We start from the raw sequence: 12,783 nt of genomic DNA, 5'->3' as shown, positions 1-12,783 counted from the left end.
ACTATGAAAAATTATAAAAAAGCATTATTAGCATTAGCTGTGCTTGCAAATATGCCACTTTTTGCTGATACCACAAATAAGAGAATTGAGGTTACAACTTTTGCTGATGAAGATGGTGAAAATGCGAATGCATGTTCATTAAGAGAAGCGATTAAAGTTGCAGGAACTCGAAAATCTGCTTATGGATGTACTGTTTTTAGTCTTGATACTGATCAGGTAATTCAGCTAAAAGCAGGAACTTATACGTTAAATAAAGAATTAGTCCCAAATGCTAATATTTCTATTTATGGTTATGGTGAGCGTGAAGAAGATAAAATTTGGTCAGAAAAGAATGTTTTAACAAATGACTATCCTGCTTTACCAGAACTTAAAACACGTATTAATGCTGCGGGTAAGTCGCGTATATTTAACACAGCAGAAAATCAAAAAGCTCTATTTCTACAAAATATTATTTTAGAAAATGGTATGGCTTCAAATCAAGGTGGGGCTATTTATGCGGGTGGTAATGTTACATTATTAAATGCTCAAATTTTAAACTCTCAAGCTCCAAAAGGTGGAGCTGTTTTTCTTGGTGGTAGTGGAGTAAATTTATCGGTAACTCATTCCCTTTTGCAAGGCAATCAGGCAACAACTGGTAGTGTGTTAGCAATGGGTTGTAGCAACGGTACTGAATATGCCAAACGAGATGTTGTTTTTACATCTTCAAGTATTATCAAGAATGGTTCAAGTAATTCTGCGAGTACATTTGAATTTTGTGGTGAACCGAAAGCTGAATTTACTATTAATACGATTGCTCAAAATATTGCAAGTACTGTAAATGGGGTGATTTTGAAATTTACAGGAGATGCGATTCCTGGTGCTACAACGAATCCATCAACCATTTTAAGTGGTGGAAGTAGTTTAAAACTACAAAATAATACTATTGTCCAAAACAGTGCCAATACTACTTTTCTTTATGATAGTTTAGGTGGGAAAGAATTGAATTTTAACATAATTGGATATAACCCAGTTGGTTATGCTTGTCGATATCTGGCAGGCTCAGCAGCTGATTTGAAAAACTCTGGTCTCAGATTATCCTTTAATGCACTAAATTTAAGTACGAGCACAGACAAATGTGATTTACCAACAGAAGTACTTTCTTCAGCTAATAAGACAATTGATATTTCAGGTGTTTCCTTTAACTCTTTACTTGAGCGCCATGAAGCTGCCGCAGTAACAGGCTTCTTGCCACTTTATTTTCCATTAAAATTGCCAGCAGGAAAAGAAGATCTGATAGATGTAGACTCTGATGGTAAAGCTATATGCGCTAATATAGATCAACGTGGTTTAGCCCGGCTCCCAACTAATAAACTATATTATCAGCCAGATACCATTGCTCGTAATAGCTGTGATATAGGCTCTATAGAATTAATGAAATTAACTGCTGGTGATTTAAGAGGTTTAGGTAATGAATCACTTACTACTTTACTTGAGAGATATCAAAAACAATATGATACAGTAGAAAAAAATCTGACTAATCCACTTTATTCATATTTGGGGGATGCCTTAAAAATAGATTTGGCAAATTATAAAAATCTTCTTGATCAAACTAAGGCCAATGCAAAATATCGAGCGATCTATATTGATTTGAAGGCAAATGGTTTGCCTTTGCCAAATGAAGATAGTAGCCATCTTCTCAAATTTTTTAATAGCACGGACTATAATATTAATCTTGAATCTGTTGGAACAGGATTGATAGACGACAAAGTTTCAAGCACGAAAAAAGACGATAAACTTTTTTGTGAGTGGAATAGTGCTTTGCAGCAAATTATATTTTATCGATCGGATGATATTACTACCCAAGCTGGCGATTACAATTATTGTAAATATACGGTTAGTACTAAAGATGGGTCTATTCAATCATCAGGACTGCTAGAAGCCCGATTTGATAATGTTGCACCAGTAGCAAATGATAGTAAGGTGGTATTTCAATATTTAGCAAATGAAATCATTCCATTAAACTTACTTAAATATGCAAATGATGATGGGGATGGTCCAGCTAATACACTTATTACAAAGCCAAATAAACCTCAGTTTGCAGATTTACCTATCTATTTACCAAGTAAAAGCTCAAAAGATGGAATTTTTACGGTCGTGAAGGCAGATAGAGAAGGCCCTTGCCCAGGTGAAGATAAGGATAATACTTGTTATGGTGGTAATATTTATATTCAGGCTAAGAACAGTTTTAATAACTTCAATGATACGTTAACTTATTACGTATATGACGCTGATAATAAAATTTCAAATGCTGGTACTCTGAGTTTAGTTAGCAGTAATACTGCCGCTGGTGGAAATAGTAGTGGGGGCGGTGGTGGTAGCTTAGGAATGTTGTCTTTAGCATCTTTACTTGGTTTAGCGGTCTATAGACGCTACCGTAAATAAACGATATAAAATAAAAAGCCTCCAATTGGAGGCTTTTTTATAGAAAATTATTTAAGGCATTAAATCTACTACATGCGAATTTTACAGAGTTATATTTAATGTTCTAAATACTTATTCATATACTCTTCACGAATAGCTGTTCTTTCTTCGCCATTCGCTTTAAGCATACGCTGGCGTAAATCATTACGCTCTTGTGTACTCATTTTTTGCCATGCTTCACGCATTTTTTCTTTTTCAGCTTCGGGGAGCTGAGTAAACCAGTCCATACGTTGCTGTAGGTTCGTACTTTGGTTCGCTGGTAACTCTTTTAAGCTCTGGTAGCGTTTAATAACTGCACGTTGTTCCTCTTCAGAAAGAGCATTCCATGTGTCATCAACTTGTGTATTGGCATCCTTAGAAAAAATCCAAAATCGTTCAAAACCTGCAAAACTGGTTTGCAAGAAACTTAATGAACACAGGATAAGTGCTAATTTTTTAGCTGCCATGTTGTACTTTATCCTCACCCAACACCATTAGCATTTCTAAATCTTCTACCATTTGTGGAGATAATTTAGGATTTACAATCACTTGATTTTGCGGCTTATCCACAATATCTGCTGAATTAGGTAAAATTACAAAACCTGTGATCGCAGCTGCAAGTGCAAAACCAGACATTTTCCAGACACTATAAAAAGAGGCTGGTTTTTGTTGAATATGGTCAAGCACATGATTCATGACCACTGTTTTATTTTTATGGTGATGTGCCAAACTATCAAGTTTAGACGTCACCTTTTTAGTGAAATCATCATGATTCATCAGAACCTCCCAAGGGATTTAAATGGGCTAAGTACTCTCTAAGTCCCTGAATTGCTCGGTGATAATGGGTTTTAACACTACCTTCAGTACAGTTCATGATCTGAGCTGTTGTGTGTGTGTCAAAACCTTCCCATGCACGTAACATAAATGCCTGTTGTTGACGAACAGGTAGCTTTGAAATTGCTTCTCGAATTTCTTCGATAGTCACTGCTTGATCAAGAAAATCTGCAGGATTGATGGCTTTTTCATCAACTACATCAATAACTTCGTCGTCGTCATTGTCCAGACTAACTTTTTTGAAGAATGAAAATGGGTTTGCTCTACGAGATTCTTTGCGGCGCCAATCCTGAAGTTTGTTGTTTAAAATAGTATAAAACAGGGGATACCATTCTTCAGTACTTTTATCGGCATAAGATTTGTGTAAAGCAATAAATGCTTCTTGAACCAAATCCATTGCAATACCTTGTTGACCTTGGGTAGCACTCTCCATCATCACCAAAGCACGACCAGTTACATCTTGCATGAAAACTTTCAGGCGTTGCTCAGCCGTGCTTGCATGAGCACTAGATGTTTCCGATCGAGACTTTTTCGGTGCTAAATCCATGGAGATGGAAAATCCTGTCATTGGACATACCCACCTTATCTTCAATATATCTCTTATATAACGTTGAAAAGAGGTGGGAGGTTGACAACAATCGGTTATTTTTTACTAGTGTAATTGATTTTTTTCACAAATATGTGAGATGTAAAATAAATTAACGTTTTATTGGCGCTGACGAACCATTTCAAAAAAACAAATAGAACCTGCAATTGCTACATTTAATGACTCTTGTCCACCTGGCTGAGGAATAGTCACCGATTCTGCATGCTCTAAGGCGTAATCACTTGCACCTTGACCTTCATTTCCTAAAATCCAGACACATGGTTTGGAAAGATCTTTTGAGTAGATACTGGTTGAGCGATGTGAGCTTGTAACAAAAACTGGAATATGAAATTTTGGAAGAATATCTGTCAGTTGAAAGTTTTCAAAACAATGTAAGCTAAAATGAGCTCCCATGCCTGCTCTTAAAACTCGTGGCGACCAAAGTGATGCAGATCCTTGTGTGCAAATAATTTGTTTAATATTTGCTGCCGCTGCTGAACGTAGTAATGTGCCTACGTTACCTGGATCTTGTATATTTTCCAGAATTAAAGTATCTACTTTATAGTCAATTGTTGATGCAGTTTTAGGTAAATCAATAATAGCTAAACAAGGTAAGCTTGTACCTAGTGTGCTCAAATCTCTATATAAAACTTCGCTAATAACAAAGATATGACCTTGATGCAGTTCAATTATTTTTTTTAAATCAGTATGTTCTAATGCTTGTTCTGTCGTAAATAAAGAAAAAATCTTCTTTTGCTGTTGTAACCACGTCAAGCAGAGATGGGTACCTTCAAGGACAGTTTGTTGGTGCTTTTTTCGGGCGCTATTAAGTTCGATTAACCCACGCAAATGTTTAATTTTTGCATTGTCTTTTGATTCTAAAAAAATAACCGCCATAAGAAAATATCCAACAAAAGGGCACCATCATACTATGATGCCCTAAATAATTAAAATTATTAATGATAGCTTGTTACGCGTTCAACTTCGTTTTTAGAACCAATAATTACAGGAACACGTTGGTGAAGTTCTGTCGGTTCAATATCTAAAATGCGAACACGTCCAGTTGTTGATGAGCCACCAGCTTGTTCAATGAGCATACTCATTGGGTTTGCTTCATACATTAAACGTAAACGACCTGCTTTTTTAGGATCTTTTAAGTCATATGGATAAAGAAAAATACCACCACGACATAAAATACGGTGAATATCACCCACCATACATGCTACCCAACGCATATTGAAATCTTTTTCACGTATAGATGTTTTACCTGCAAGTAATTCATCAATATATTGTTTTACTGGTTCTTCCCAATGACGCTGGTTAGACGCGTTAATTGCAAACTCTTGAGTATCTGCTGAAACTTGAACATTGTCAGTAGTTAGCAAGAATGTTTGAGTTTCTGGATCTAAAGTAAAGAATACTACGCCATTTCCTACAGTTAAGGCCATCATGGTTGATGGGCCATAAAGTACGTAACCAGCAGCAACTTGCTGTGTACCAGCTTGCATGAAATCTTCTGCTTGAGTTACCGCATTCTTTGCAGGCAGGATAGAGAAAATTGTGCCTACACACATATTGATATCGATGTTACTTGAGCCGTCTAATGGATCAAATAAAACCAAATATTTACCATTTTCTTGTGCAGGTGTGAACTCATCAAGCTCTTCAGAAGCAAGGCCACCCACTTGTGGATGAACTTTTAAAGCATCAATTAAATAGTCATTTGAAATTACATCAAGTTTTTTCTGTGTTTCACCTTGAACATTTTCATTACCAGCACTACCCAAAATACCAGCGAGCGCACCTTTTTGTAAGGCTTGATCGATTGTTTTACAGGTAGTGGCGATAGTGTCGATGACTTGAGCCAACTCAGGTGTTAGATTCCCTTTTTGTTGTTGTAAAAATTGGGACAATGTGAGGTTGGACATAAAAAAAGCTCCTGTGCTTCAAGCATCAAAATGAGTCAGATAAATACGAGGCATATTCTAGATGAGAATGTCACAAAATAAAAATTATCTTACTTTATTTGTGTTGGATTTATGCTTACAACCCCCATTTTAAATGGTATGTTGATTACATGACAACGGACTGTATATTTTTAGGAGAATCGAAATGACAACAAAGAAGTTTGATGCGACCCCCACGGCAGGTGAACCAATCAATCTAGATGAAATTTCGAAAGAGAATGTTCAGGAAGCGTGGAAAGATTATGAAGCAAAACCTGAATATAAAGATTTTAATAAGCATGATTTGATTGAATCTATGCAACATACTGAAGAAGAAAAGAAATCTTCTTAAGTTATGTTTTTATAAAAAAACGCTCATATTTTATGAGCGTTTTTTTATGCATATTCCCTTATTTTAATAAAGGGGGTACTGCTTCGTAATTAATTTCAACGCGGCGATTTTCTTTCCATGCAGATTCATCATGCCCTGCATTCACAGGAGCTTCTTTACCATAGCTTACAGCTTCAAGTTGCTGTGGGTTTACACCATTGGTAATTAGGTAGCTTTGTACAGCTTTAGCACGACGCTCGCCTAAGGCCATGTTGTATTCACGTGTACCGCGTTCATCTGTATGGCCAGTTAAAGCAACTTTTGAATTTGCATTTGCCATAAGGAACTGAGCATGAGCTTGGAGAGTTTGATAGTCTTCAGTAGATAAATCACTGCTGTCATAATCAAAATGAACAACGCGTTTAGCTAAAGCAGCTTTATTTGCTTCAGTTACACCTTTCGATGAAGCACCAGCCAAATTTTGAGCATTTAATGCTGCATCTTCACTTAAACCAGAAGTGTTAACTGTACTTGGATTTGTACCAGTTGTTGTAGTTGCTGCAGGTTTGCGGCTAGCACAACCTGTCATCACAAGCGCTACGCTAAGAAAGGGTAAAGCTAAATATTTGATTGATTTCATGACTATCTCCATCAATGGAATTAAAAGTTATTTTGGTGCCCAAGCTGGTTCACGTACTTCACCTTGTTCGCTTGGTAAATTCATACGGAAACGTCCATCAGTAGACATGATAGATAACAAGCCACGGTTGCCTTCACGAGTCGCATAGACCACCATTTGCCCATTCGGTGAGAAACTTGGTGATTCATCTAAACTGGTTGGAGTAAGAATATTGGTGATACCAGTATTAATGTCCTGAATTGCAACTTTATAACTGCTGCCACTTGGACGATGAACAAGAGCAATCTTTTTGCCATCTGCACTCAAAGTTCCACGTGCATTAAATGACCCTTTAAACGTTATACGTTTTACTGACCCATCAGCAAAGGTATAACGATAGATTTGGGCTGAACCACCACGGTCAGAAGTGAAAATAAACGATTTTCCATCTGGTGTATAACGTGCTTCTGTATCAATTGCCGAGTCATTTGTCATACGTTTGACTTGGCGAGTTGATAAGTCCATTTGATAGATTTCTGGATTGCCATTCATAGATGCTGTAAATAGCATTGATTGGCCATCAGGTGAAAAACTCGGTGCGCCATTTAGACCTTTAAAGCTCGTGAGTACTTCACGTGTTCCAGTAGATAAATCTTGTAGATAAATTGCTGGACGTTTGGTTTCAAAAGAAACATAAGCAATTTTCTTGGCATCAGGTGTCCATGCCGGAGAAAGAATTGGGTCACGAGATGACAAAACAGTTTTTGGTTGTTCACCATCTGTATCTGCAATTTGTAAAGTATAACGTTCAGCAGGAGTGGCCGGATTTCTCAGTACATACGCAATACGGCCGCTAAAATCACCTGGAATACCAGTAAGTGCCTGATAAATAGCATCACTTACCATATGGCCAGCTTGACGTATGCGTGAAGCAGGCACATTTAAAAGTTCATTTAAAATATATTGCTGCTTTTGTACATCATAAAGTTGGTAATGAACTTCAAAACCTGTAGCTGTCTGTTTAATTTGTCCAGTAACTACATAGGGAATTCCGGCAGCTTGCCAGTCAGAAGCTTGAATCTGATTGATTGCAGCATTAGCCGGTAAATTTTTAGATGAGCTTGTAAAGCGTCCAGAACGGTTTAAGTCAGTTTCGACAATAGGGGAGAGCCCATTGTCATTGTTAAACGGAACAATAGCAATTTTTGGTGCCTGATCTGGTGCTTTAGCAATTTCCAGATATAACTGAGCAAAAGCAGTTGTAGAAGCAATAGGGCTTAAGGCGGTGATTAATGCTAAAGATAGCAGGTGTTTGCGGCTCGTATTCATAAGTTTAAAGTCATAGCTGGTATTTTTGTGACTGTTGATTTTGTAGCATAGTTACATGCCTTAAACTATTTAAAGCATGTAACTCTTTCAAAATTATTGCGCTCTAAATGTAGAGTTAACACTTCTTGCTTCGCGTCTTGCATCTGGGTCTGATGGCATAGGATATGGTGCAGAGGCTTGAATTGCAGCCTTAATACTTGCATCTAAAGCATCATCGCCACTTGAACGTGTGATTACAATAGAATTAACGCTTCCCGAATCTGAGAGGGTAAAACGAACACTCACTGTTTTACCGCTACTGCCTGTTGGGACATCCCAAGAGCGTCGAATTTTTTGCTCAAAATCACGTCTAGCTGAAGAAGCAATTTTTTTAGCTTCGGCTTTCTTCTGAGCTGCTTCTTCTTGTGCTTTTTGAGCAGATGCAGCTTTTGCTTCGGCCTCTGCTTCAGCTTTACGTTTAGCATCATCAGCAGCTTTTTGCTGTTTCGCTTTTGCATCAGCCTCAGCTTTGTGTTTAGCGTCGTCAGCTTTTTGCTGCTTAGCTTTAGCGTCTGCTTCAGCTTTACGTTTAGCGTCTTCATTGGCTTTTTGCTGTTTAGCTTTAGCGTCTGCTTCAGCTTTGCGTTTAGCATCATCATTGGCTTTTTGCTGCTTAGCTTTAGCATCTGCTTCAGCTTTACGTTTAGCGTCATCAGCTTTTTGCTGTTTAGCTTTTGCATCAGCCTCAGCTTTACGTTTAGCATCGTCATTAGCTTTTTGCTGTTTAGCTTTAGCATCTGCTTCAGCTTTACGCTTAGCATCGTCATTGGCTTTTTGCTGTTTAGCTTTTGCATCGGCTTCAGCTTTACGCTTAGCGTCTTCATTGGCTTTTTGCTGTTTAGCTTTGGCGTCTGCTTCAGCTTTGCGTTTAGCGTCTTGCTGTGCTTGAAGTTTAGCGTTTTCGGCTTTTTGGGCCTCATGTTTTAGCCTTGCATCAGTCTCAGCTTTACGCTTAGCCTCTTCAGCAACTTTTTGTCTGGCCTTAGCTTCTACTTCGGCTTTCGCACTTTGTTCGGTCTTACGTTTTTGTTCAGCTTCAGATTTTGCTTTAGCCTCGGCTTGGCGCTTAGCTTCAACCTGTTGCTTTTGTATTTCCTCTATACGTTGCTGTTCTGCCGCTTGTTTAGCTTTTGCAGCCTCTTCAGTTTTACGCTTTTGTTCAGCTAATTTTGCTTGCTGTGCCTGTTCGGCCTTTTGCTTTTGAGCAGCAAGTTGTTGAGCTGTCGGAGGAGGAGGCGTAACTGGAAGATTTTGAGGAAGCGTTTCATCCACAATAGGGGTTAACACCTCTTTTGCTTCATTTGTAGCTGTAGTCGGTTGTTCAACTTCTTTTGCTAACGGAGGAGGTAAATCTTCTGGCTTAACTAAAATAGTTGTGAGCTTTTTTGGCTGTTCAGGTGGTTTACTCAAGCCTAAAAAAAGCAAGCCAACAATGGCAATTGCATGAACTCCTAGTGTAAAGCTCAATGCAATCGCATTTTGTTTAAAGTGTGGCTTTTGATTTTTATTCATAGCTTATTTTAAAGGCTCTGTCAGAAGGCCAACTTGAGTTAAACCTGCTTCTTGTAAACTTGCCATCAATGATACGACTTCCCCGTAAGGACGAGACTTATCACCATTGACTAAAACTGTGAGTTGTTTATTTTCTTGTTCAGCTTGTTTTTGAGCATCGCTTAAAACTTCTTCAAGTTTTTCACGAGACAATGGTTCACTATCTTTGTAATCTTCATATTGAAGATAAATATTGCCATCTTTACCAATCGTTACCATGGCTGGCATATCTTTTGATTCAATTGGATGGTTATTTGCTTGAGGTAAATCGACTTTAATACCACTAGTAATCATGGGAGCAGTCACCATGAAAATAACCAAAAGTACGAGCATAACGTCAATATAGGGTACGACGTTCATATCACTTTTTAGTGGTTTTTTTATGCGCTCAAAGCGCCCTGAACGCTGAATTGCCATTATGCATCTTCCTGTGACGAACCCACAGACTGACGTTGCAATAAAGCAATCATCTCTTCAGCAAATAAAGCGCGATCAGAGTAAACACTTTCGCTTTTAGAAGTGAAATGGTTAAAAGCCAATACGGCAGGAATTGCAGCAAATAAACCAATTGCAGTTGCAATAAGTGCTTCGGCAATACCCGGTGCAACAGTTGCTAGAGTAACTTGATCAACAGCAGCTAAGCCGATAAAGGCATTCATAATTCCCCAAACGGTACCGAATAGACCGATGTAAGGCGCTACAGAACCGATACTGGCTAAACTACCTAAGCCATATTCTAGATGGCTCTGATCACGACTCAAACCTACACGTAAAATACGTTCAGTCCCTTCAATGGTTTGTGAAACAGGAGCCTGACGTTTTTTAAGTTTAAAAAACTCGCTCAACCCTTGATAAAAGATGTCTTCAAGACCTGAGCGTTTTGAGTTGAGCTGAGCATTGTTGTAAAGCGTATTGAGTTCAGCACCCGACCAGAACATTTTTTGGAAATGCTCGTCTTCTTGATGTGCTTTTTTATAACTCATATGTAACTTGGCAATCAGATACCAACTAAAGATTGATGCTAACAATAAAATTAGCATGACCAACTGAACGACTGGACTTGCCTGTAAAATAAGGTCAGAAATATGCAGGGTTGATTCAATGTTTGTTGCCATAGTTACATATGCCGGTTGTTTTTTTAGTCTTGTTCCAATTCTTTACGAATAAGATCACGTATTTCTTCTGGAAGACGACGAGGCATCATTTCTTTGTTTAAACATGCCAACTCGACCTCACCAGAAGCAAGCAAGATTTCACCACGATAAATATTTTGTTGCAACATAAATGACGCAGCTTTACATGAAACTACACGTGCTGTAACAGTAATTAAATCATCCATTAAAATAGGACGCATGTATTTTACATCAATTTTGTGTACGACAAAGTTGTAGTCTTTTTGATGCCAGTAATGATCAACGCCAGCGGCACGGAGCCACTCTGTACGAGTACGTTCCATATAGCGAATGTGGTTGGCATGGTAAACGATGCCACCTGCGTCCGTATCTTCAATATAAACACGAATGTTGAATTCAAAATGATTCGCCATGAGAGGATTCCGTTTTAGTTCACTATAGAGCTTTGCATTTAAATTGTGACTGCTGAATAAAACATCAATTTTATTCGAGGCCACGTATATGCTTTAAATACGGGGCAGTTTAGCAGATTGCATACTAAGTCCTATGGCACAACCTTTCAATTGCGATTGCTGTATTTCTGGTCTAAAAACGGTACATCTCATGGCGAGTATGCTTTTAAATTATGACGGTTTCCATGCGGTTTGAACCTGTTTTGATATATTCGGATAATCTAATACGAATCTTACATGCAGCTCTGTTCCAGTTTTTAAGGCCTTGTTATCTACAATAAAATAAGGACTATGATTTGGCGTAGCCTGAGTTAAGTCTTGATTTACTGGAGTTGCACCTAAGAAAACAAAAAATGAGGGCATTAACTTGCCATAATAGGCAAAATCTTCACTAGCGCTGGCATTGTGATCAAGCACATGCAGTTTTGAATCTCCAGCAACTTTGGCTAATGTTGGCTGAATAAGTTGAGTAAGGGTTTTATCGTTCATGGTCACTGGTGCATAAGGTGCAATTTCAACCTTAGCAGTTACATCATTGGCTTGAGCATTATGCTCTATCATGACCGGTAGACTTTTTAAGATGTTATTTCTTATTTCTTCGTTATTAGAGCGAATGGTACCGATCATATTAACCTGTTCGGGAATCACATTTCCTGCTGTACCACCTTGAATATTACCAATACTGACTACACCCATACCTTTGGTTAGATCAGTTCTTCGGCTAATAAGGCTCTGTAAATTATTAATCATTTGTGCCGATGCATAAATCGGATCTCTACCTAACCATGGGGTAGAGCCATGGACCTGTTTGCCATTGACCTGAATACGTAAGTGATCTGCGCTGTTTAAAATAGCACCATCCTTGTAATAAAGATGCCCACTTTGCATACCAGATATGACATGCATTCCAAAAATAGCCTCGGGTTTATAATCTTTAAATGCACCGTCTGCGATCATTTTTCGTGAACCGATTTGATCACCCTGAGTGAAGTTATCTATATCTGCACCACCTTCTTCAGCAGGTTGGAAAACAAAAATAACGGTGCCCGATATTTTATCTTTATTCGCAGCTAAAATTTTTGCTGCGCCTAATAACATTGCAGTATGTGCATCATGACCACAAGCATGCATTACGTAAGTTTCCTTACCTTGATAAATTGCCTTTTGTTTACTGGCAAAGGGAACACCACTTTTTTCTTCCATGGGTAGAGCATCCATATCCGCTCGAAGTGCGATAATAGGGCCTGGTTTGTTGCCTTTTAAGATGCCAATTACACCGGTTTTCGCATAGCCTGTTTTGACTTGAATGCCATAAGACTTTAATTCTTTTTGAACAAGTGCAGAGGTTTTAAATTCCATATTGCCCAGTTCAGGATGTTGGTGAATGTTTTGTCTTAGCTGAATGACCTGATTTTCATTTTGTTGAGTAGCATCGTTAACCCAATCTGCTAGGCTCAGCTGACTCATGAAGGCGAGTGGCAAAAATAAAGCGGCTTTTTTATACATGTCCTTATCCTAAAAATA

At 38.2% G+C, this 12,783-nt stretch carries 14 protein-coding genes; 2 read left to right on the top strand and 12 right to left on the bottom strand.

The genetic code is table 11. The annotated features are described in order from the left end of the window. Nucleotides 1-3: 3 nt before the first annotated feature. Nucleotides 4-2,421: a CSLREA domain-containing protein gene (locus tag ACINWC141_RS18010; RefSeq protein ID WP_009393690.1), complete on the top strand. Its 2,418-nt coding sequence runs from the start codon at nt 4-6 to the stop codon at nt 2,419-2,421. Nucleotides 2,422-2,516: 95 nt separating this feature from the next. On the opposite strand, the gene ACINWC141_RS18005 is transcribed toward ACINWC141_RS18010, so the two are convergent. From ACINWC141_RS18005 to ACINWC141_RS17985, 5 genes are all read right to left on the bottom strand, one after another. Next, nucleotides 2,517-2,906 (bottom strand): DUF3106 domain-containing protein, encoded by a 390-nt coding sequence (locus ACINWC141_RS18005; RefSeq protein ID WP_009393622.1) that lies wholly within the window; start codon nt 2,904-2,906, stop codon nt 2,517-2,519. Further along, nucleotides 2,896-3,216, bottom strand: a complete 321-nt coding sequence (locus ACINWC141_RS18000; protein ID WP_004643705.1) for a hypothetical protein — start codon at nt 3,214-3,216, stop codon at nt 2,896-2,898. Before ACINWC141_RS18000 ends, ACINWC141_RS18005 begins: the two co-directional genes overlap by 11 nt. Continuing rightward, nucleotides 3,206-3,820 (bottom strand): RNA polymerase sigma factor, encoded by a 615-nt coding sequence (locus ACINWC141_RS17995; RefSeq protein WP_004790645.1) that lies wholly within the window; start codon nt 3,818-3,820, stop codon nt 3,206-3,208. Before ACINWC141_RS17995 ends, ACINWC141_RS18000 begins: the two co-directional genes overlap by 11 nt. 159 nt (nt 3,821-3,979) lie before the next feature. Then, on the bottom strand, nt 3,980-4,756 hold the full coding sequence (locus ACINWC141_RS17990; RefSeq protein WP_009393594.1) for a TrmH family RNA methyltransferase: 777 nt from the start codon (nt 4,754-4,756) through the stop codon (nt 3,980-3,982). Nucleotides 4,757-4,815: 59 nt separating this feature from the next. After that, nucleotides 4,816-5,787: a class 1 fructose-bisphosphatase gene (locus ACINWC141_RS17985; RefSeq protein ID WP_009393508.1), complete on the bottom strand. Its 972-nt coding sequence runs from the start codon at nt 5,785-5,787 to the stop codon at nt 4,816-4,818. A gap of 184 nt (nt 5,788-5,971) precedes the next feature. Between ACINWC141_RS17985 and ACINWC141_RS17980 the strand changes: the two genes are divergently transcribed. After that, nucleotides 5,972-6,157: an NF038105 family protein gene (locus tag ACINWC141_RS17980; RefSeq protein ID WP_009393678.1), complete on the top strand. Its 186-nt coding sequence runs from the start codon at nt 5,972-5,974 to the stop codon at nt 6,155-6,157. A 58-nt stretch (nt 6,158-6,215) separates the two neighbouring features. Here the strand turns inward: ACINWC141_RS17980 and pal are convergent, their stop codons facing one another. The 7 genes from pal to ACINWC141_RS17945 all read right to left on the bottom strand — a co-directional run bounded on the left by pal (nt 6,216) and on the right by ACINWC141_RS17945 (nt 12,765). Continuing rightward, nucleotides 6,216-6,776 carry a peptidoglycan-associated lipoprotein Pal gene (gene pal / locus ACINWC141_RS17975; RefSeq protein WP_009393712.1) on the bottom strand — a complete coding sequence of 187 codons (561 nt, stop codon included), beginning with the start codon at nt 6,774-6,776 and terminating at the stop codon, nt 6,216-6,218. 27 nt (nt 6,777-6,803) lie between these two features. After that, on the bottom strand, nt 6,804-8,084 hold the full coding sequence (gene tolB, locus ACINWC141_RS17970) for a Tol-Pal system beta propeller repeat protein TolB (RefSeq protein WP_009393565.1): 1,281 nt from the start codon (nt 8,082-8,084) through the stop codon (nt 6,804-6,806). A 93-nt stretch (nt 8,085-8,177) separates the two neighbouring features. Further along, nucleotides 8,178-9,635 carry a TonB family protein gene (locus tag ACINWC141_RS17965; RefSeq protein WP_009393691.1) on the bottom strand — a complete coding sequence of 486 codons (1,458 nt, stop codon included), beginning with the start codon at nt 9,633-9,635 and terminating at the stop codon, nt 8,178-8,180. A 3-nt stretch (nt 9,636-9,638) separates the two neighbouring features. Next, a complete protein-coding gene (tolR, locus tag ACINWC141_RS17960) occupies nt 9,639-10,091 on the bottom strand; it encodes a protein TolR (protein ID WP_003650231.1) in 453 nt (150 codons plus the stop codon). Next, nucleotides 10,091-10,789, bottom strand: coding sequence for a protein TolQ (gene tolQ / locus ACINWC141_RS17955; protein WP_003650232.1), 699 nt, complete (start codon nt 10,787-10,789; stop codon nt 10,091-10,093). Before tolQ ends, tolR begins: the two co-directional genes overlap by 1 nt. Before the next feature lie 23 nt (nt 10,790-10,812). Continuing rightward, a complete protein-coding gene (gene ybgC / locus ACINWC141_RS17950) occupies nt 10,813-11,220 on the bottom strand; it encodes a tol-pal system-associated acyl-CoA thioesterase (protein ID WP_009393444.1) in 408 nt (135 codons plus the stop codon). A gap of 210 nt (nt 11,221-11,430) precedes the next feature. Continuing rightward, complete coding sequence (locus ACINWC141_RS17945; protein ID WP_009393573.1) at nt 11,431-12,765, bottom strand: M20 family metallopeptidase; 1,335 nt, start codon at nt 12,763-12,765, stop codon at nt 11,431-11,433. Between the last annotated feature and the right edge of the window lie 18 nt (nt 12,766-12,783).

It is taken from the genome of Acinetobacter sp. WC-141 (assembly GCF_000313935.1).
Taxonomy (GTDB): domain Bacteria; phylum Pseudomonadota; class Gammaproteobacteria; order Pseudomonadales; family Moraxellaceae; genus Acinetobacter.
This window is presented reverse-complemented; position numbering and strand designations above follow the sequence as displayed.